A 22,737-nucleotide genomic window follows, 5' to 3' on the forward strand; every position below is an offset into this window, starting at 1 on the left:
ATTTTATTGACAAAATGCCGCGTTCTTATCAAGAGTTTTATAAAAATTTCTGAAGTTTTAATTAAAATGAAAACGAGAATTTTCGACTAAAACATTTTAACACGTTTAGGGCATTCAAACTTTAAATTATAACCATAACTTTTTGTAGTTTTGAAATTCTATCAAAATTTATAAAATGTCCGATAACAAACGCGTATTTCTAGTTGATGCCTTTGCATTAATTTTCCGTGGCTACTATGCCTTTATAAAGAACCCAAGAATAAACTCTAAAGGCACTGATACCTCAGCAATTTTAGGATTTATGAACTCACTTTTAGACGTTATTAAACGTGAGCGACCAGACCACTTAGCCGTTTGTTTCGATAAAGGTGGTAGTGCCGACCGTGTAGAAATGTTTGAGGCTTACAAAGCCAATAGAGATGAAACTCCGGAGGCTATAAAAATTGCCGTGCCTATAATCCAAGAGATTTTAAAAGCCATGCACATCCCTATTATGGTAAAAGCAGGTTTCGAGGCCGATGATGTTATTGGTACACTAGCCAAACAAGCAGAAAAAGAAGGTTACCAAACTTTTATGGTAACACCAGATAAGGATTTCGCACAGTTGGTTAGCGAAAATATATTTATGTACCGCCCAATGTTTGGTGGCGGATACGAAACTTGGGGTATTCCCGAAGTACAGAAAAAGTTTGAAGTTACCGATCCATTACAAGTTATCGATTTTCTTGGCATGATGGGTGATGCCAGTGATAACATACCAGGATTACCCGGCGTTGGCGAAAAAACAGCTAAAAAATTCTTGGCCGCTTATGGGTCTATGGAAAACCTTTTTGAACACACCCACGAGCTAAAAGGTAAAATGAAAGAGAAAATTGAAGCCAATAAAGAATTGGGTTTACTTTCTAAAAAATTAGCAACCATTATGCTGGATGTTCCGGTGGAATTTAATGCGAAAGATTTCGAATTAGATCAACCCGATATCCCTAAGGTTACAGAAATTTTCGAAGAGTTAGAGTTTAGACGCCTTATAGATAATTTCACAAAAACTTTTGCAGCTCAAGCAGCAGCAACTTCAACAGAAACTAACGAAAAAAGCAACGAAGAAAAAGCGACACCAAAAGAAGAAGCTTCGGCTGGTGCAGGGCAATTTTCATTGTTTGGTGGCGATCCATCGAGTACAACTAAAGAAGAAACTGTTACCGAGCATACCCGAAAAACAGCCGAAAACACTTCGCATTTTTACCAAAGTGTGGCAGAAGGTATGGGCACAAAATTATTTCTTAAAAATTTAATGAGTCAAACCTCGGTGTGTTTTGATACCGAAACTACAGGCTTAAACCCACTAACCGCAGAACTCGTTGGTATTTCATTTTCATGGGAAACAGGAAAAGGATTCTATTTACCGTTTCCGGAAGATAAAACCGAAGCCCAAGCCCTTATCGAGCAAGTGCGTCCGTTTTTTGAAAGCGAAAGCATCGAAAAAATTGGTCAGAATTTAAAATACGACATCAAAGTTCTTGCAAAATATAATATTGAAGTCCGCGGTAAACTTTTTGATACCATGCTGGCCCATTATCTTATTAATCCAGATATGCGCCACAATATGGATATCTTGGCTGAAACGTATTTAAACTACACGCCAATTTCCATTACCGAGCTTATTGGTAAAAAAGGAAAAAACCAATTATCTATGCGCGATGTGCCTCTGGAAAAACAAACGGAATACGCTGTTGAAGATGCCGATATTACCCTGCAACTCAAAGAACATTTTACAAACGAACTCGGCGAAGCCAATACTCAAAAATTATTCGATGAGATTGAAATCCCGTTACTTCGTGTGCTTGCCGCAATGGAATTAGAAGGGATTAATCTTGATAAAGATTTCCTTAATTCTTTAGCCGAAGCTTTAAATAACGATATTGAAACTTTAGAAAAAAGCATTTACGATGCCGCTGGCGAAGAATTTAATATTGCCTCGCCAAAGCAATTAGGTATTGTGCTCTTTGAAAACCTAAAACTGGTAGATAAACCTAAAAAAACTAAAACAGGACAGTACGCTACAGGCGAAGATATTTTATCTTACCTCGCTAAAGATCATGCTATAATTCAAAATATTTTGGATTATCGTGGTTTAGCAAAACTGAAAAGCACTTACGTCGATGCCTTACCGCTACAAGTAGAACCATCTACAGGCCGTGTACATACCGATTACATGCAAACCGTTGCCGCTACAGGCCGTTTAAGTAGTAACAACCCCAACTTACAGAATATACCAATACGTACCGAGCGTGGTCGCCAAGTGCGTAAAGCCTTTGTGCCAAGAAGTGAAGAGTACACGCTATTAGCGGCCGATTACAGCCAAATAGAATTACGTATTATTGCCGCTTTAAGTAAGGAAGAAACCATGATTTCTGCCTTTAAAAACGGCGAAGATATTCACGCCTCTACCGCATCGAAAGTATTTAATGTGCCTTTAGATGAAGTTACACGCGAGCAACGTAGCAACGCAAAAACCGTAAACTTCGGGATTATCTATGGCGTGTCTGCCTTTGGGTTAAGCAACCAAACCGATTTATCGCGAGGGGAAGCCAAAGAACTTATTGACACCTATTACGAAACCTACCCAAAACTACGCGCATACATCAGCGAGCAAGTCGATTTTGCACGCGATAATGGTTATGTACAAACCGTTTTAGGTCGTCGTCGCTATTTAAAAGATATTAATTCTAGAAATGGCGTGGTACGTGGTGCCGCAGAACGTAATGCCGTAAACGCGCCTATACAAGGTTCTGCTGCCGACATTATTAAAATTGCCATGATTAACATTTTTAACAAACTTAATGCTGGTAATTTTAAAACTAAAATGCTACTACAAGTACATGATGAATTGGTTTTCGATGTATACAAACCAGAACTTGAAAGTATAAAAACTTTAGTAAAAACCGAAATGGAAAATGCTTATACATTAGAAGTGCCACTAGATGTTGAAATTGATACTGGGTTGAACTGGTTGGAAGCGCATTAGTGATTAATTTATTTTAGTTGAAATGAGGAAAACCGTAAAATAAATTAATCCTCTTAGTTTATTTTTGAAACAGATTTTCTAGGTTTTTAAATAAAAAGGATAGAGTTTTAAAATGAAGAAAATTGAAGTTGTAGCAGCAATAATATATTATAAAAATGAAATTTTTTGTGTGCAAAGACCCAAAAACAAGCTAAGTTATATTTCAGAAAAATTTGAGTTTCCTGGAGGAAAAATTGAAAAAGGAGAATCAAAAGAAGAAGCTTTACGAAGAGAACTTATTGAGGAATTAAATTTTTATCCAATTAAGATTGATAATTTATTTGAAACTGTTATTCATGAATATCCTGATTTTGAATTAACAATGCATAGTTTCAAATGTTATTCTGAGACAAAGAATATTCGATTGAATGAGCATATTTCTTCTGAATGGTTAACTGTGAAAAACTTAGAAAAACTTGATTGGGCAGAAGCAGACATTCCAATAGTTAATAGATTAATTGAGAATGAATAAATTATTTAATGATAATTTTAGAGATAGTTTACTAACAGGATTCATCGACAAATCATTAGATTCTGATGCCCTTTATCAACCTGAGTTACTAGTAAACAGAAAAATTCCTCGAAAGAAAGTTCTATCAACAATTATTAAAGAATTAGAAAACTGCGAGAGCTTTTTTATATCTGTTGCTTTTGTTACAACAAGTGGTGTTGCCACTTTAATAAATACTCTTAAAACCCTTGAAGAAAAAGGAGTTAAAGGAAAAATCCTTGTTTCTCAATATCTAAATTTCACACAGCCGGAAGCCCTAAAAAGACTTTCACAGTTTTCAAACATTGAATTAAAAATAATAACTAAAGAAAACTCACATTCGAAAGGTTACATTTTTAAATACTCTGAATACTACAATTTAATTATAGGAAGTAGCAACTTAACTTCCTCTGCATTATCTACTAATAAAGAATGGAATATGAAGGTTTCTGCAAGAAACTCAAGTTCTATAGTAGATAAAGTGATTAATGAATTTCAAGATGATTTTAAGATAGGTGAAATTGTAAATGAAACTTATATTGAAAAATATGAAGAAATTTACAAAAAGCAATTTCTAGTTCACAAAAAAACCGAAGAAGAATTATCTGAAAAACTTAATGTAGAAATTGCGCCGAACTCAATGCAAATAGAAGCATTAGGAAACCTAGAAAACTTAAGAAAAGATGAAAACAACAAAGCTTTAATAATTTCTGCAACAGGAACAGGTAAAACATATTTAGCTGCTTTCGATGCTAAAGCTTTCAATCCCAAAAAACTATTATTTGTAGTACATAGATTAAACATTGCAAAAAAAGCAATGGAAACCTTTACAACTATTTTTGGAAAGTCTAAAACCATGGGCTTATATTCTGGAAACCAAAGAGAACTAGATAAGGATTTTGTATTTTCTACTGTTCAAACAATTTCTAAACCAAATCATTTAGAACGATTCGATAAAGAATTCTTCGATTATATTATTATCGATGAGTCTCATCGTTCAGGAGCAGATTCATATATAAGACTAATAGAATATTTCAATCCAAGCTTTCTTCTTGGTATGACCGCAACACCTGATAGAACAGACGACAAAGATATTTACAGTTTGTTTGACCATAATATAGCTTATGAGATTAGACTTAATAAAGCTATGGAAGAGAATATGCTTATTCCTTTTCATTACTACGGCGTAACTGATTTATCAGTTAATGATGAAATTCTCGAAAGTGAATCAGATTTTAGACTTTTAACTGCTGAAGAAAGAGTCAATAAAATTATTTCTAAAATTGAGTTTTATGGTTCTGATAATGGAATAACAAGGGGTTTAATTTTTTGCTCCAAAAAAGAGGAAGCAAAAGAATTATCAGATAAATTTAACCAAAAAGGTTACAAAACAGTTGCTCTAATTGGAGAAAGTTCAGAAGACGAAAGAACAAATGCGATAAAGCTATTAGAAAGTGACGATTTATCAATCAAATTAGATTACATTTTTACTATAAATATTTTTAATGAAGGAATTGATATCCCAAAAATCAATCAAGTCATTATGATTCGCCCGACCCAATCAGCGATAATATTCATTCAGCAATTAGGGAGAGGATTAAGAAAGACAAACAACAAATATTATTTAACTATTATTGATTTTATTGGCAATTATAAAAACAACTATTTAATACCAATAGCGTTGTATGGTGACACCTCATTCAATAAAGACAAAATAAGAAAGTTGATTTCAGAAGGCAGCAGTATGATTCCAGGTGAATCAACTATCAATTTTGACGAAATTACTAAAGAAAGAATCTATGCTTCAATTGATTCTGCAAAAATGCAATTATTAGCCGATTTAAAAATCGATTATAATAATTTAAAAAGTCGAATTGGACGTATTCCGATGATGATGGACTTTGTTATAAATGATTCAAGAGACCCATATTTATATGTTAATCACTCAAAGTCATATTTTAACTTTTTAAATAAAACCGAAAAGGATTTCGGTTCAACTTTAAGTGAAATACAAATAAAACTTTTAGAATTATTTTCAAAAGAAATAAATAATTCTAAAAGAGTAGAAGAATCAATTATACTTAAAGAAACAATAGCTTCTGGGGTCTATAACGTTAAAACACTAAAAACTGAAATTAGAGAGAAATACAACTATAACATATCGGAAGCGACTATTAATTCATGTGTTTCTAATATTAATTTTGAGTTTATCAGAGAGAAAAAAGATGGGAAATTGGTGTCTGTTAAAGATATTTATAATTTGAACATTCTAAAATTAGAAAAGAACATATTCTCATTAAAAAATGAATTTAAAACACTTTTAAACGATTCTAATTTTAAATATTTTTTATTAGATACAATAGAATATTCACTTTATAATTTCAACAAAAACTTTGACACAAATAAATGGAATAATGGATTTCATTTATATAGAAAGTACTCGAGAAAAGATGTTTTTAGGATTTTAAATTTTTCTGAAAATCCAGTTGCTCAAAATGTGGGCGGTTACTTAGTCAGTTCCGATAATAAATATTGTCCAATATTCGTAAATTATCATAAAGAAGAAGATATCTCTGAATCGACTAAATATGAAGACGAATTCGTGAATCAAAAGGAATTCGACTGGATGTCAAAATCCAACAGAAAAATAGAAAGTAAAGATGTCCAATCTATCCTTGGTAATAATGGTACAATTCGACTTCCTCTTTTTATCAAGAAGAATAACGATGAAGGTACCGACTTCTACTTCATGGGGGATATTAAACCTCAAAAAAAGAGCGTTGAACAAACAAAAATGAATAGTGATAGTGGAAAAAAAGTTTCTGTAGTCAAAATTCGTTTTGATTTAGAAAACCCAGTATCTGATTCTATGTATAAATATTTGGAGGAAAATCCAGATATAAAAACAAAACAAATGGTTAATCAACAGCCAATAGAAAACAAAGCTATTCAACTAAAGATTAATATACCAGAAACAGAATCAATTCACACCATTCCTCTTTACAATTTTTATGCAGCAGCAGGAAGCTTTAGCGAAATGCAAGACGAAAAAGAATACAGTTTAACAGCCGTTCCTGAGAGATATGCTACAAATGAGTATTTTGCATGTAAAGTAATTGGTGAATCTATGAATAAGGTGATTCCCAATAATTCAATATGCATATTCAAAAAAAATGTAACTGGTTCTCGTGGTGGTAAAATTTTATTAATAGAAAATAGTGATTCTTTCGACCCAGATTTTAATTCAGCCTTTACAGTAAAAACTTATTCAAGTGAAAAAACTATTACAGAAGAAGGTTGGCAACATTCTTCTATTGTTTTGAAGCCTAATTCCAATGACAATAGCTTTAAAAACATAATTCTTGATGAAGAGAACTCTAAAGAAATGAGAGTAATTGGAGAATTTGTAAAGGTTTTAAATGAATAACAAAATTCAACCCTCAATCCAGTCAAAATAAATATTTATCAAGTCATTCAACAATGAACTTTATCCATAATTTGTTCTTAAAAATATAAATTATGATAATTACAAAAGTATTAGGACTTACAAGTACATTAACAAAGAGTAAAAAAGCTAAAATTGCAATTCTACTTATAGAAGTCGCTGTGTTAGCACATGCTGTAGCCACAAGAAAAGGGAAAACTCAGAAAAAATTAAAAAAGTAGAACGTTAGGCTTTAGTTTTTTCTAGCATCTAAATACTCCTTACACTTAATCGCAGGGTTTGTTTCTCGGTTAATAAAAGCATGCGTAGAGCTGCTTATAATTAAAATTGCAGCAGCAACTCCTGCAGTATAAGCCACAGCAGTATTGGCGTCGCTATTAGCTACATAAATAGCAATTAAAGCCCAAGCACCTACGAGTGCAAACTCGCGCATGTTTCGTTTCCAGGTTACCATTAAGTTTATTATGGTTGCAATACCTATTAATGCTATAGTCCAAAATGTTGGTGATAAACCGAAACCATCCCAATTATATTTTACTAAAACGGCCGATACATTTGCAATACTAGCCACGGTAATCCAGCCGCTATAAATTACAAAGGGCCACCATAAAAATAGAATAACAGAAATTGGCTCGTCTACCAATTCCATGCTGTTTTTAAGCACAATTTGTAGTAGCGATAATAGAATGATAAAGATAAATATGGAAGATATTAAGGTGTAACCGTAAATCCAGGTTACAATCCAAGCACAATTTGCAATGCAAGAGATTAGAAACCACCAACCTGTTTTTAAAATAAAATCGTCGTTTCTAACGTTTACAAATAGACTGCGCCCTTGGTAGATAATAAACCCTAACAAGAGTAAATAGATTATTCCCCAAATGGAAAACGCATAACCTGCAGGAGTAAATAAGGTGTTATAATCTTTAGAAACTTCCCCTATGGTAGTGCTATTTAATAAACCTGTGTTAGACAAATAGTTCATTACAATAACACACACAAAAGCGACACCGTTAATGATTTGTAATTGTTTTTTCATTGTAATAATATAACAAAAATAAAACGATTTGAAAATACTGTGTGCAAAAATTCTACTTACCGCTTGGTGTATAAATTAACGACGCTTCTTCTTACTTTTAAACTTTGCTTTGTTTTTGCGCTTATTAAACGGCACAGCATCATCAAAGGTGTGTTTAGCATCTCCAGTAGGTGTGTTTTTACGCCACTTCTCGGTTTTCTCAGGTAGTAACACTTTTAGTAAATCTTGACGCCCCAATTTGTTTAAAGTCTTTTTAATCCAGTCTTTATTTTCATCTTTATACCAGAAGAAAAAACGGTGTTGTTCGTCTTTCTCTTTTCTAGTAATAGGCGTATTTACTTTTTTAAGCGTGTATGGATGGTAACCACTGTAATAAATTACCGTAGCCACCGTCATTGGTGTTGGAGTAAACCCTTGTACTTGCTCTAACTGGAAACCCATATCTTTAGTTTCGGCAGCTAGGTTTGCCATATCTTCTACTTCACAAGCGGGATGATTCGAAATAAAATAAGGGATTAACTGAAGCTTTAAACCTTTAGCTATATTAATTTTATCGAAACGCTCTTTAAACTTATGGAAATAAGAAAACGATGGTTTACGCATCAGTTTTAATACCGGATCACTGGTATGTTCTGGCGCTACTTTAAGTCGGCCCGAAACGTGATTCGTCATCACCTCTTCCGTGTAAGCATCAAGCTCTTTTGGGTCGGCATTTTTATTAAATTCTGGCACCAACATATCGTGGCGAATTCCCGAACCAATAAATGACTTTTTAACTTTAGGATGACTATCAACAGCCTGGTATAATTCGGTTAAAGGCTTGTGAGATGTATCTAAATTGCTACAAATTACTGGCGAAATACAACTAGGCGCCACACATTTGTCGCAAATAGATTGCACTTTCCCTTTCATTTGATACATGTTGGCACTTGGCCCTCCAATATCAGATAAATACCCTTTAAAATCTGGCATATTAGCCACCGTATCTACTTCTTTTAAAATAGACTCTTTACTACGCGATGCAATAAATTTTCCTTGGTGTGCCGATATGGTACAGAAGCTACAGCCTCCAAAACATCCACGGTGAATGTTAATAGAAAACTTTATCATTTCGAAAGCCGGAATAGGCCCACGTTTATTATATTTTGGATGTGGTAATCGTGTATATGGATAATCGAAAGAGGCATCAATCTCGCTTTCCGTCATGGTTGGATAAGGCGGATTAATCATCAATGTTTTATCTCCAATTTTCTGAAAAATACGTCGCGCTGCCAATTTATTGGACTCCTGCTCTATCACTTTAAAGTTAGACGCATATTTTTTCTTATCCTGTAAACAAACCTCATGCGAGGCTATCTCAACATCTTCCCAATTACTATTTTTTGGTATTTTTTCACCTTCATCTAAAAGTACAGCCGTTTGTAATACCGTATTTATACTACTAAAAGGCACGCCTCGTTCTAGCAAACGCACTACTTCACGCAAGGGTTGTTCACCCATACCGTAAACCAACATATCCGCTTTCGAAGTTTCTAAAATAGAAGGTAATAACTTATCGCTCCAATAATCGTAATGTGTAACACGACGTAAAGACGCCTCAATACCACCAATTAGAACGGGAGTATCTGGCCATTTTTCCTTTAAAATTTTAGAATAAACGGTTGTCGCGTAATCCGGACGAAACCCAATATCACCGTTTGGTGTATAAGCATCCTTATCACGGCGTTTTTTATTCGCGTTATAATTACTAATCATGGGGTCCATACAACCACCTGTAACACCAAAAAACATTTTTGGCTGTCCCATTTTAACAAAATCCTGAAGATTATCGTTCACATTAGGTTGTGGCACAATAGCAACACGCAAGCCAAAACTCTCTAGCATACGCCCAATAACTGCAGGTCCAAAAGTTGGGTGATCTACATAAGCATCGCCACTAAATAGGATAACGTCTAGCGCTTCCCATCTGCGTATTTTCACCTCTTTGTTTGTGGTAGGTAACCAATCCGAAAGTTTTAAATCTTGCATAACGCTGCAAAAATAGTCAAAAATAGCCGCCTAAACATGATAACTCAATTAATTTGGGCGTTCCTCAAGGGTTGGGTGCTATTCGTTGGTTTGTATTGTGTATGTTGAACTTGTAGTTCTAAATATGGATAATAAGCTTCAGCCTAAGTTGGCGTGCTTAAAACACATCCATTTAATCTATAAAGAAGATAACTCGTTACCAGCAGGTAGTGTTTTATTAAAATCTTTTACTGCTGCTGTATCATAAATCATTTCTTCGCTACGATCTAAGTATACGGCGTAAACAACTAACGTGTTTTTCTTTCCGATACGTGTTGTTAAATCTAGCTCGTTTTTTCTAATTAAAGCATCTTTACGTTTTTCTGTAAACACATTGTATTTACTAGAACTATATTTAAATGCTACGGTAGATACAACACGATAAAACTTGATTTTTTTCTCTTTAACTTCTACTGGAGCCTCAGGAACTTCAACAACCTCTACTACAGCAGGCTTTTTTTCTTTAAGAACAGCAACTTCTGCCGCTTCGGTAGTTTCGTAATTTTCGCTTGAACTTAAACCTACAATATCTAAATTGAATACTTTAACATCGCCATTTACATAAACCATTGCTGTATATACACCTGTTTTAACTTGATCTAAATCGATGGCAATACTTTTTGCTTGATTTGGGAATACACGTTGTTCCAAAGTTTCTTTATTGTACAAAAGCACTTTATTGATAACGTATTTAGAGTCTTCTAAAGCTAATGTATTGTTGGTGATAGTTTGCCCTAAATTTAATGAGGCGTGTATGTTGGGCTGCAATTTACTTTGTGCATTTAAGCCTAATGTAAATAACGCAAAAGCGATTAATATTTTGTTCATAACGTTAAGTTTCTGGTTGAACTTCCTTTTAAATTCTTAGATCTTGAGGGGGATTATCGTAATTTTTTAACCATAACACACTGACAAATTATTGAATTAGAAGTATTACCATCTAATCGTTACAGATATACTATAATTATACCGCAAAGATAATTTGAAAATGAAGTCTGAAAAAATGGTTTAGAAGTAAAAACCTTTTTTTTAGATGAAGCAATAAAAAATTAGGTTAATCGACTTAAAAGGCAAGAAAACTGAATTTTGCCTTTAGATGAAATAACTAGAAAGTAAGATAAACAGAACTACAAATCGATAGCTTTTAGACTTTCTATCCTGTTTCTAACCAAGAAATCGTCAATTGTTTCAAAATGTTCAATAACACGTTTTTCTTTAAATTCGAATACTTTATTTGATAAACCTTGTAGAAAATCTCTATCATGCGACACCAAAATAAGCGTGCCATCAAAATCTTGTAACGCTTCTTTTAAAACATCTTTCGATTTTAAATCTAAGTGATTTGTAGGCTCATCGAGAATAAGCAAGTTAACCGGCTCTAGTAAAAGTTTCACCATAGCTAATCTTGTTTTTTCACCACCAGAAAGCACACTTACTTTTTTATCGATATCGTCGCCTTTAAACATAAAACGACCTAAAATATTTTTAATTTGCGTACGCACATCGCCTTTAGCAACCTCGTCTACGGTTTGAAAAATGGTTAATTCTTCATCCAACAAAGCGGCTTGGTTTTGGGCAAAATACCCAACCTTTACATTATGCCCTAAACTGCATTCGCCTTCTACATCAATTTCGCCTAAAATAGCTTTAATCATAGTAGATTTACCTTCACCATTTCGACCTACAAAACATACTTTTTCACCACGGGCAATAGACATATTAGCATCATGAAATACCACATGCTCTCCATAAGATTTTGAAACATCTTTAACTGTAACCGGATAATCGCCAGAACGCTGTGTTTTTGGAAAACGTAATTTTAATGCCGACGTATCAACATCGTCCACTTCAATAATTTCTAATTTTTCCAGCATACGCTCACGCGATGTTACTTGGTTGGTTTTAGAAAACGTACCCTTAAAACGATCTATAAACGCTTGGTTATCGGCAATAAAACGCTGTTGTTCTTGGTAAGCCTTTATTTGATGTGCACGCCTATCTTCTCGCAATTGCAAGTAATGTGTGTAATTGGCTTTATAATCGTAAATGCGCCCCATAGTGACTTCTATGGTGCGGTTTGTAATATTATCAATAAAGGCTTTATCGTGAGATATAACGACTACGGCTTTAGCTTTGTTCAGTAAAAAATCTTCTAACCAAATTACAGATTCGATATCGATGTGGTTGGTAGGCTCATCTAGTAATATAAGGTCTGGTTTCTGTAATAAAATTTTAGCTAATTCTATACGCATACGCCATCCACCACTAAATTCGTTGGTGTTTCTAGTAAAATCTTCCTGCTTAAAACCTAAACCTTTTAAGGCTTTTTCAACTTCAGCATCATAATTTACATCTTCTAGAGCATAATATTTTTCACCTAAATCGGATACACGCTCAATAATTTTCATGTACTCGTCCGATTCATAATCTGTACGTGTTTCCAATTGTTTATTTAAACCTTCCATTTCGTCACGCATGGTATACACGTGGCTAAACGCTTTAGAAGCTTCATCGAAAACGGTAGTGTCATCTTCAGTTAATAAATGCTGTGGTAAATAAGCAATAATAGCTTCTTTTGGGCAACGTACATGCCCGCGAGTAGATTTTTGCACACCAGCAATGATTTTCATCATTGTTGATTTTCCAGCACCATTTTTCCCCATTAAGGCAATTTTATCATTCTCATTAATAGTAAACGATACATCACTAAATAGCGTGGTTCCACTAAATTCTACTGCTAAATTATCAACTGAAATCATATTATATGTATAAGAATGCGCAAAACTAACAAAAGAGATTCATTAGAAAACATAATAATTTCAAAAATTATTGAATTAAAGCCCTTCACCTAACAACATAAAAACAAATGATTTACACAAAAAAACATTCTAAAACCTTACAAACACAAAATAAACCTTAACATATACTTTGTAATGAATAGTTATTCAAATCGTCCTATAATCTCAATAATCAAAAAAAAAGAATGCTATGAAAACTAAATTATTTTTAACTTTAATTACCGTGTTCAGTATTGCAATACAAAACACACAAGCCCAAATTAACCCTGACGGATTTTTTAACAAAAAAGGAGAAGCAAACATTGCTGTTTCTTATACGTTTGCTACTTATGAAAAATTCTATTTAGGCCTTGATGAAGTAGATGCTGTACCTGCACACAACCAAATTGACCAGAACATATATAATGTATATGCTAATTATGGTATTACAGATAACCTTACTGTAATTGCAAACCTACCTTATATTGATGCAGAAGGACAAGGCGTTGCAGATCCTGTAAATGGGACTACAGAACAATCTAACCTACAAGATGTAAGCTTATTGGTAAAATGGGCGCCTTTTGTAACTCAACACAAAAATGGTACAACTACATTTGTTGTAGCAGTAGGAGGATCTTATGCTTTTGATTACGAACCTACAGGAATACTTTCTCTTGGTAACGGTGCGTCGTCTATTGATACAAAATTAGGTTTACAATATAATAACAACTCTGGTTTCTTCGGAAATGCATTTGTTGGTCACTCTATGAGAGGAGAAGCTGATAATAACTTAGGCCTAGGTGATGGTGCTAAATTTGATGTACCAAATAGTGTTAACGCACAAATTAAATTAGGATACGCAGGAAAAGCATTTTATGCAGATGCTTGGTTTGATGCTCAAAAAAGTAACGGCAGCTTAGATATTAACTCGCCAAACTTTGCAGGTAACTTTCCGGAAACTAAAGTAAGTTTTTCTAGAGTTGGTTTAAACCTTTACGCACCAATAACTAAAACAATAGGTGTTAGTCTTGGTTCTGGCACTATAGTTAGTGGTAGAAATATTGGTAAAGGCACTTACTATTCTGGTGGACTAGTAATAGGTTTAGGTAAATAAACTTAAAGGACGCTTCAATTAGAAAAGCCAGATAAAACATACTTATCTGGCTTTTTTAGTTAACAAATGTTACCATAGGTTAAACCCTTAAATATCAATACTTTTAATTTTATTAAAAGAATATAACCACACTATTTGGTAATCAAATATATAATCGTAAATTTGCAAACTCTTTTTAAGAGAGGAATGTTTAATAAAAATAAATTAAAAACGTGGACACATTAAGCTACAAAACGATTTCAGCTAACAAAGCAACTGCAGATAAGCAGTGGGTTTTAGTTGACGCTGAAGGACAAGCACTTGGTCGTTTAGCTTCTAAAGTTGCAAAACTTTTAAGAGGTAAACACAAGCCAAACTTCACACCTCACGTTGATTGTGGTGATAACGTAATTGTTATCAACGCAGAAAAAATCAGTTTATCTGGTAACAAATGGAACGCTAAAACGTACATTCGTCACACTGGGTATCCAGGAGGTCAAAGAAGTTTAACTGCTACAGAATTGTTTGGAAAAGATCCTGCAAGAGTAGTAGAAAAATCAGTTAAAGGAATGCTACCTAAAAACAAATTAGGTGCTGAGTTATTCCGTAATCTTACCGTTGTTGTTGGAACAGCTCATAAACATGAAGCTCAAAAACCAGCTGTAATTAATCTAGAAGAATTTAAATAACATGGAAGTAATTCACAAAATTGGCCGTAGAAAGACGGCTGTTGCTCGTGCTTATGTTTCTACAGGAACAGGAAACATTACGATTAATAAAAAAGACTTAACTAACTATTTCCCTACAGCTACTTTACAGTACAAGGTAAATCAGCCTTTAGTTTTGACTAACAATGACAGCAACTTTGATATTACAGTAAATGTATATGGAGGTGGTATTACTGGACAAGCTGAGGCTGTTCGTTTAGCAATTTCTCGCGCAATGTGTGAGTTAGATGCTGAGAACAGATTAATCTTAAAGCCAGAAGGTTTATTAACTAGAGACCCTAGAATGGTTGAACGTAAGAAATTCGGTCAGAAAAAAGCGCGTAAGAAATTCCAATTCTCGAAACGTTAATATCCTGGACGTGGTTCAGGATCTGTTTTTCAGATGCCTGGTATCATTTCAAACAAAATAAAAAAACAAGTTATTGTTGTCCTATTATGTTTAAAACAAATAGGATTTAGTTTAGCATCTAAATGAAGCCAAAAGCGTAAAGTGAAATGGAACATTGCTAATTCAACAGAACGTAAACTATTATTACAAAATGGCAGTAGAAGTAAAAGAATTACTTGAAGCAGGTGTGCATTTCGGACACCTTACACGTAAGTGGGACCCAAACATGGCGCCTTACGTATATATGGAACGTAACGGTATCCATATTATCAACTTATACAAAACAGCAGCTAAAATTGATGAAGCTGGAGAAGCATTAGCAAAAATTGCTAACTCTGGTCGTAAAATTTTATTTGTTGCAACAAAAAAACAAGCTAAAGATATCGTTGCTGAAAAAGCGGGATCTATTAACATGCCTTACATCACTGAAAGATGGCCTGGTGGAATGTTAACTAACTTTGTTACTATTAGAAAAGCTGTTAAAAAAATGGCTACTATTGATAGAATGAAGAAAGATGGTACGTTTTTAACGTTATCTAAAAAAGAGCGTTTACAAGTAGATCGTTTAAGAGCGAAGTTAGAAAAAAACTTAGGTTCTATTACTGATATGACTCGTTTACCTGGAGCTTTATTTGTTGTAGATATTAAGCGTGAGCATATCGCGATTAAAGAAGCACAAAAATTAAACATTCCAATTTTTGCAATGGTTGATACAAACTCTGATCCACGCCAAGTGGATTACGTTATCCCTGCAAATGACGATGCTTCTAAATCGATTGATAAAATTTTATCTCACGTAACTTCTGCAATATCTGAAGGATTAGCTGAGCGTAAAGCTGATAAAGATGCTGCTGCATCTGCAAAAGAGGAAACTCCAAAAGCAAAAGCTGCACCAGCACCAAAAGCATCTGCTGAAGAAGAAGAATAAAATAACATTAACAAAACACAAATAAGTCGTTTAGTACTTTTCTTTGTTGAAAATATATTGAACGACTTTTTTAAATTCTAATAACTATGAGTACTACAGTAAAAATTACAGCCGCTGAAGTAAACAAATTAAGACAAGCTACTGGCGCAGGAATGATGGACTGCAAAAAAGCTTTAGTTGAAGCGGAAGGCGATTTCGATAAAGCAATCGAAGTTTTACGTAAAAAAGGACAAAAAGTAGCTGAAAAAAGAGCCGATAGAGACTCTTCTGAAGGTGCTGCTGTTTCTAAAATTAACGCAGACCAAACTGAAGGTGTTGCTATTGTTTTAGGTTGTGAAACTGATTTTGTTGGTAAAAACGAAAACTTTTTAGCTTTAGCTAGCCAATTAGGTGATATCGCTTTAACAGTAGATTCTAAAGAAGCTTTTTTAGCTGCTGATTTTGAAGGCATGACTGTTGCTGAAAAATTAATTGAGCAAACTGGTGTAATTGGTGAAAAACTAGATATTACTAGTTTTGAAAAATTACAAGCACCTTTTGTTGGAACTTACGTTCACATCAACAAAATTGCTGCATTAGTTGGTTTATCTGCAAAAGTTGATAACGCTGATACTTTAGTTAAAGATGTAGCTATGCAAGTAGCATCAATGGGAGCAAGCACATTATCTTACAAAGATTTTGATCCTGCTTTTGTAGCATCAGAAACTGAAGCAAGAATTGCTGTTATTGAAAAAGACAATATTGAATTAGGTCGTTTAGGTAAAACACAAAAAAACGTACCTCAATTTATTTCTATGGCTCAATTAACTCCAGAAGTTTTAGCTAAAGCTGAAGAAGCTGCTAAAGAGGAATTAAAAGCTGAAGGAAAACCAGAACAAATCTGGGATAGAATTTTACCTGGTAAAATGGAGCGTTTTGTTTCTGACAACACAACATTAGACCAAGAAAAATGTTTATTAGATCAAAATTTCATTAAAGACGAAAAATCTAACGTAGCAAAATACGTTGCATCTTACGGCGAAGTTGAAATTACAGATTTCAAACGTGTATCTGTTGGATAATTAATTATTCAATTTTCGTTTACACGGAAATAAAACATAAAAACCACTACTCTTTTTTTAGATGTAGTGGTTTTTTTATGCTTTAAATTGAACCTCATTTATATCTTAACTAAAAGATTAAAACAAGTATAATTACAGAATGTAATATCATGTCTTCTTCTATCGACATGACGGTTGCCTTTAACAATCATTATTAATCAACCTTTACTTGGCAGCCATATAACTGTAATTGGCAAACACACGCGGGAGAGATAGTAACGGCATCCTTTTTAAAACTATAAACCTATAACCCTGCTATTTAAGTTCAAATTAAGTAAACATAAAAGTCCATTGGGTGATAAAACCCTATTTTAAAAAGATATAGTGGATAGCTCGGTTTTTATTTTTCTTAAAAACCCGCCCAAAACATTTTAACTCTATTGAAATTACTGCTTGGTATTCCTTGTAATAAATTCAAAAAAATAAAAATTTTATGTAGCTTTGCTAAACTTTTGTTTCCGCTTAAGCGAACATCTCATAATTCATAAAATGAAATATAAAAGAATACTTTTAAAACTTTCAGGCGAGGCCTTAATGGGTGAACGTCAATACGGTATAGATCCAGAACGTCTAGCCGAATACGCACAAGACATTAAAACCATTACAGACCAAGGCGTACAAGTAGCCGTAGTTATTGGAGGTGGAAACATTTTTAGAGGTGTTGCTGGAGCTAGTAAAGGTATGGATCGGGTTCAAGGTGATTACATGGGTATGCTAGCCACAGTAATTAACGGCTTAGCATTACAAGGCGCTTTAGAAGATGCCGATATACCAACAAGATTGCAAACTGCCATTAAAATAAACGAAGTAGCCGAACCTTTTATTAGAAGAAAAGCTATGCGCCATTTAGAAAAAGGTCGTGTTGTTATTTTTGGAGGTGGAACAGGAAATCCGTATTTTACAACAGATTCTGCAGCCGTTTTAAGAGCTATTGAAATAGAAGCAGATGTTATTTTAAAAGGAACACGTGTAGATGGGATTTACAATGTAGATCCGGAAAAAGACTCTAAAGCCGTAAAATTCGATAATATTTCTTTTGATGATGTATTACGTAAAGGCTTAAAAGTAATGGATACTACAGCATTCACTTTAAGTCAGGAAAACAAATTACCAATTATTGTTTTCGATATGAATAAACCTGGTAATCTACTTAAAGTTGTTGCTGGTGAAAAAATAGGTACTGAAGTAAACCTATAAAATTTGGCGCAATTTTTGAAATAGCTAAACCATATTAAAGTAAAAAACAATGGAAGACATTCAATTTATATTAGACAGCACGCAAGAAGCTATGGATAACGCCCTTAAGCATCTTGAAAAGCAATTTGTAAACATTAGAGCTGGTAAAGCTAGCCCTGCAATGCTTGGGAGCGTAATGGTAAACTATTACGGGTCTCAAACACCAATTGGCCAAGTAGCCAATATAAACACACCAGATGGTAGAACAATAACGGTACAACCATGGGAAAAAAACATGCTACAAGAAATTGAGCGTGGTATTGCTTATGCAAACCTTGGTTTTAACCCAATGAACAATGGAGACATTATTATTATAAGCGTACCACCTTTAACAGAAGAGCGTCGTAGAGATTTAGCAAAACAAGCTAAAGCTGAAGCTGAAGATGCTAAAGTAAGTATCCGTACGGCCCGTAAAGATGCCAACAACGACATTAAGAAAAATGAAGATGTATCGGAAGATTTAAAAAAGAATGCTGAAATAGACGTACAACAAATAACGGATAAGCACGTTAAAAAAGTGGATGAACTTTTCGATGCAAAAGAAAAGGAAATCATGACTGTGTAATTATAGTTTTATTTCAGTTTAAAAAATATAAAGCGGCAAATTTGTCGCTTTTTTTATCACTTTACTCCTTTCTCTCTAGATGAAACATTGTATTCTGTTTTTATTTATTTTATTCTCGGTCGCGCTAAGTGCGCAAATAGAAAATGAAGGTACTAAAGAACCCGCACAAGATTCTATTAAAAAGAAAGCCTTTGTAAAATCATTGGGTAATGGTTTTTTTCCAACAAAATATTTTAATTTCGATTTAAGATATTTGGTAAAATACAACCAATACGAAGGTGTTAGAACCGGTTTAGGAGCAGAAACTAATAAGGCTTTTTCAGAGAAATACCGTTTAAACACCTATCTTGTTTATGGTTTTAGAGACCGTAGATTTAAATACAGCTTAGGTGGTGGTTTTAGAGTCGCAGAGGCTACAAATACTTGGGTTAATTTATCATACACCGATGATTTACAAGAAACAGGAAGCACTAAGTTTTTAACAGACAATCGTTTCTTTCAGTTTTTTGAACCTCGATTGCTTAACATCGATTTATTTCATAAACACATTACCAAGCTCATTTCTCTAGAACATGAGTTTACTCCTAAAATTTTAAGTGAAACTGAGTTTTCAATCAGTAAAATAGATCCAACCTATGCTTACGGTTTCAACCTTAACGGAGATGTTTACAACAATTTCGATATTACTTCGGCAAAAACGGCTTTGCAGTGGAGTCCGTTTAGTAAGTTCGAATCTACCGAATATGGTGTAAAACAAACCAAAGACGGTTACCCTAAATTCACGCTGCAATACACAAAAAGTTTTAAAAGTGTTATAAAAGGTGATTTCAACTTTTCGAAATTAGATTTCAGAAGCATTTACGAAATAGGAGATCCGAAGGGAGCGCATTCTAGAATCACCGTAGTTTCTGGTATTTCCGGTGGAGATACACCCTTAACTCATTTATACCACGCCTACCCTAACAACATTACAAAAGAAACCATTTTACAGCGTTTTTCTGTTGCCGGTTTAAACAGTTTTGAAACTATGTTTTTTAACGAATTCTTTTCCGATAGGTTCGCTACTTTTCAATTTAAACATTACTTAACACCCTTTAATATTTCGGAACGTTACAAACCACAAATGGTTTTAATAACGCGGTATGCTATTGGTGACATGAACAACCCTGAACGCCACGAAGGTGTTCCTTTTGGTTCCTTAGAAAAAGGATATACCGAATCGGGTTTCGAACTTAATAAATTACTATTTGGTTTTGGTTTAAGCTTTACCTATCGCTATGGCGCCTACCACTTGCCCGAAATTGGTGACAATGTAGCTTTTAAGTTTACATTTAACGTCTCTTTGTGAGGTAATCTGCTCCTTTTTTCTACCTTTGCGCATCTTTTAAATAGAGCATGCTTAAACTTTTTACAAAGGACTTTTGGGACGTTATTGCTAGAGTTATTTTACGCAATAAAATTATTATACTTGTAGCTATTCTGGCTACAACAATTTTCTTCAGCCAGCAATGGGATAATATGAGGTTTACCTATACCGAGGCAAACTTACTTCCTGACGATCATGAAGTTAATATTATTTACAACGATTTTCTGGAGGTTTTTGGAGAAGAGGGCAATTTAATTGTTCTTGGTGTAAAAGACTCTACTCTTTTTACTGTTGAAAAACTAAATGCTTGGAACAACCTAACGGAAAGTTTCAAGAACTCATCAGATGCTGTAGAATCTGTAATTTCCATAAAAAAGCTTCAAAAATTAGTAAAAGATACAGAAAATGAAAAGTTTACTTTAGAACCTTTTATTAAAGATTCTATCACTTCAATGGCACAAATTGAGGTTTTAGAAAACGATCTTTTCAAGAAATATCCTTTTTACGATAATTTCTTATTCAACAAAGACACAAAAACAATTCGATCGGCCATTTACATGAACAAGGCCATTGTAAATACTTCGGCTCGAAAAGATTTTGTAATGGATGTTTTAATTCCTAGAGTTGAAGCCTTCGAAGCCAAATACGATTTAGATGTACGTATATCCGGGATGCCATACATTAGAACCTTAAACTCAACTAATATTGTTGACGAAATAGGTCTATTTATTGGTGCTGCCTTATTAGTTACTTCTATAATATTCTTTTTCTTCTTTAGATCTTTCCGCGCCACTTTTATATCTCTTATTGTAGTGTGTATTGGTGTTATGTGGACCTTAGGAATTATTGGTTTATTAAATTATGAAATCACTGTTTTAACGGCTTTAATTCCGCCATTAATAATTGTTATTGGGATACCCAACTGTATTTTCCTAATTAACAAATACCAACACGAAGTTAAGCTACATGGTAACAAAGCCAAATCTTTACAACGTGTAATTACCAAAATTGGTAATGCGACTTTAATGACAAACGTAACTACAGCTTGTGGTTTCGCGACATTCATTCTTACGGAAAGCAAGCTACTTAAAGAGTTTGGTTTAGTTGCGTCGCTTAGTATTTTGTCAATTTTTATATTGTGTATTCTTATTATTCCAATTATATATTCATTTTTACCTTATCCAAAAGACCGTCATTTAGAGCACCTAAATAAAAGATGGATTGGTGGTTTTGTAAACTGGATGGAGCTTATGGTAAGAAAAAAACGTATTGCCATTTACATTACTTCATTAATACTACTTATATTAAGTATTATTGGCGTTTATCAAATAAAAATTTCGGGTAGCTTAATTGAAGATATGCCGCAAGAATCGGAATTTGTTAACGATATCCGTTTCTTTGAAAGTGAATTTAATGGTATTATGCCATTAGAAATCATGATAGATACCAAGCGCAAAAAAGGCGTTATGAAACTATCGACTCTAAAACGCATGAACGAGCTGGAAGATCTTATTATAGAAACTCCAGAACTATCGAAACCTATATCTGTAGTTGGTTTAGTTAAGTATTCAAAACAAGCTTATTATAACGGTAATACCAAGTTTTATCAATTACCAACTTCACAAGAAAATAGTTTTATTTTAAGCTATGCTAAAAACTCAACTTCTAGCACAGATTTACTAAGTAATTTTGTAGATAGCACAGGCCAATATGCCCGCATCACTACATTTATTAAAGATGTTGGTACAGATAGAATGGAGCGCATTCAAGAAGATCTTCAAACTAAAATAGATAAAGTTTTTCCTAAAGAGCGTTACACGGTAACCATGACTGGGAAAGCTCTAGTTTTCCAAAAAGGAACAAAATACTTGGTTAAAAACTTAGCTATTTCTTTATCATTAGCCATTTTACTTATTGCCTTATTTATGGCATACATGTTCCGTTCAGGAAAAATGATTCTTATTTCATTAATACCAAACTTGCTTCCATTAGTGATAACAGCAGGTTTAATGGGTTATTTAGGCGTACCAATAAAGCCATCTACCATATTAGTGTTTAGTATTGCTTTTGGTATTTCTGTAGATGATACTATTCACTTCTTGGCAAAATACCGCCAAGAATTACAAGCCAATAACTGGAAAATTAAAATATCGGTTTATGGTGCTTTACGCGAAACTGGCGTGAGTATGTTCTACACATCTATTGTGTTATTCTTTGGTTTTTCGGTATTCACAATCTCTAGTTTTGGAGGTACAGTAGCACTCGGTGCTTTAGTATCGGCCACTCTGTTGTTCGCAATGCTTTCTAACCTGTTATTATTACCGTCTTTATTACTTTCTTTAGAGCGCAGTATTGCTAATAAAGAAGTGTTACGCGAACCTTCGATTAACATTATCCCAGAAGAAGACGAAAATACAGACGAGAAACAGCCGTTTTAATTACACTTTAAAA

The 22,737-nt window shown here is 33.8% G+C and carries 17 protein-coding genes; 13 read left to right on the top strand and 4 right to left on the bottom strand.

Annotation, left to right across the window (positions count from 1 at the left end):
* Positions 1-175: 175 nt before the first annotated feature.
* The 4 genes from polA (at position 176) to V6246_RS08360 (ending at position 7,220) form a co-directional block, all read left to right on the top strand.
* Positions 176-3,025 carry a DNA polymerase I gene (gene polA, locus V6246_RS08345; protein WP_341559987.1) on the top strand — a complete coding sequence of 950 codons (2,850 nt, stop codon included), beginning with the start codon at positions 176-178 and terminating at the stop codon, positions 3,023-3,025.
* Between the two features lie 112 nt (positions 3,026-3,137).
* Positions 3,138-3,536 carry a (deoxy)nucleoside triphosphate pyrophosphohydrolase gene (locus V6246_RS08350; protein ID WP_341559988.1) on the top strand — a complete coding sequence of 133 codons (399 nt, stop codon included), beginning with the start codon at positions 3,138-3,140 and terminating at the stop codon, positions 3,534-3,536.
* A complete protein-coding gene (locus V6246_RS08355) occupies positions 3,529-6,981 on the top strand; it encodes a DUF3427 domain-containing protein (RefSeq protein WP_341559989.1) in 3,453 nt (1,150 codons plus the stop codon). The genes V6246_RS08350 and V6246_RS08355 overlap by 8 nt, the downstream gene beginning before the upstream one ends.
* Positions 6,982-7,073: 92 nt before the next feature.
* Entirely contained in the window at positions 7,074-7,220 is a 147-nt protein-coding gene (locus V6246_RS08360) for a hypothetical protein (protein WP_159018502.1), read from the top strand.
* Between the two features lie 11 nt (positions 7,221-7,231).
* Here V6246_RS08360 and V6246_RS08365 read toward each other — a convergent pair whose 3' ends face one another.
* From V6246_RS08365 to V6246_RS08380, 4 genes are all read right to left on the bottom strand, one after another.
* Entirely contained in the window at positions 7,232-8,038 is an 807-nt protein-coding gene (locus tag V6246_RS08365) for a tryptophan-rich sensory protein (protein ID WP_341559990.1), read from the bottom strand.
* 75 nt (positions 8,039-8,113) lie between these two features.
* Positions 8,114-10,066: a YgiQ family radical SAM protein gene (locus V6246_RS08370; RefSeq protein WP_341559991.1), complete on the bottom strand. Its 1,953-nt coding sequence runs from the start codon at positions 10,064-10,066 to the stop codon at positions 8,114-8,116.
* A gap of 177 nt (positions 10,067-10,243) precedes the next feature.
* The gene (locus V6246_RS08375) at positions 10,244-10,933 is read right to left on the bottom strand and encodes a hypothetical protein (protein WP_341559992.1); all 690 of its coding nucleotides are present in this window, start codon (positions 10,931-10,933) and stop codon (positions 10,244-10,246) included.
* 299 nt (positions 10,934-11,232) lie between these two features.
* The gene (locus V6246_RS08380; RefSeq protein ID WP_341559993.1) at positions 11,233-12,864 is read right to left on the bottom strand and encodes an ABC-F family ATP-binding cassette domain-containing protein; all 1,632 of its coding nucleotides are present in this window, start codon (positions 12,862-12,864) and stop codon (positions 11,233-11,235) included.
* A 229-nt stretch (positions 12,865-13,093) separates the two neighbouring features.
* On the opposite strand from V6246_RS08380, the gene V6246_RS08385 reads away from it, so the two are divergent.
* The 9 genes from V6246_RS08385 (at position 13,094) to V6246_RS08425 (ending at position 22,724) form a co-directional block, all read left to right on the top strand.
* Positions 13,094-13,996, top strand: coding sequence for a hypothetical protein (locus V6246_RS08385; protein ID WP_341559994.1), 903 nt, complete (start codon positions 13,094-13,096; stop codon positions 13,994-13,996).
* 212 nt (positions 13,997-14,208) lie between these two features.
* Positions 14,209-14,664 (top strand): 50S ribosomal protein L13, encoded by a 456-nt coding sequence (gene rplM / locus V6246_RS08390; protein ID WP_159018508.1) that lies wholly within the window; start codon positions 14,209-14,211, stop codon positions 14,662-14,664.
* A gap of 1 nt (position 14,665) precedes the next feature.
* Entirely contained in the window at positions 14,666-15,052 is a 387-nt protein-coding gene (gene rpsI / locus V6246_RS08395; protein ID WP_042496568.1) for a 30S ribosomal protein S9, read from the top strand.
* 190 nt (positions 15,053-15,242) lie between these two features.
* Positions 15,243-16,019, top strand: coding sequence for a 30S ribosomal protein S2 (gene rpsB, locus V6246_RS08400; protein WP_042496565.1), 777 nt, complete (start codon positions 15,243-15,245; stop codon positions 16,017-16,019).
* Between the two features lie 86 nt (positions 16,020-16,105).
* Positions 16,106-17,080, top strand: a complete 975-nt coding sequence (gene tsf, locus V6246_RS08405; RefSeq protein ID WP_341559995.1) for a translation elongation factor Ts — start codon at positions 16,106-16,108, stop codon at positions 17,078-17,080.
* Between the two features lie 528 nt (positions 17,081-17,608).
* Positions 17,609-18,316, top strand: a complete 708-nt coding sequence (gene pyrH, locus V6246_RS08410) for a UMP kinase (RefSeq protein WP_159018510.1) — start codon at positions 17,609-17,611, stop codon at positions 18,314-18,316.
* Between the two features lie 49 nt (positions 18,317-18,365).
* Positions 18,366-18,920 (top strand): ribosome recycling factor, encoded by a 555-nt coding sequence (gene frr / locus V6246_RS08415; RefSeq protein ID WP_159018511.1) that lies wholly within the window; start codon positions 18,366-18,368, stop codon positions 18,918-18,920.
* A gap of 79 nt (positions 18,921-18,999) precedes the next feature.
* Positions 19,000-20,268, top strand: a complete 1,269-nt coding sequence (locus tag V6246_RS08420; RefSeq protein ID WP_341559996.1) for a hypothetical protein — start codon at positions 19,000-19,002, stop codon at positions 20,266-20,268.
* Between the two features lie 47 nt (positions 20,269-20,315).
* The gene (locus tag V6246_RS08425; protein ID WP_341559997.1) at positions 20,316-22,724 is read left to right on the top strand and encodes an efflux RND transporter permease subunit; all 2,409 of its coding nucleotides are present in this window, start codon (positions 20,316-20,318) and stop codon (positions 22,722-22,724) included.
* Positions 22,725-22,737: the final 13 nt, after the last annotated feature.

The organism is Algibacter sp. TI.3.09, from assembly GCF_038154905.1.
Lineage (GTDB): Bacteria > Bacteroidota > Bacteroidia > Flavobacteriales > Flavobacteriaceae > Algibacter.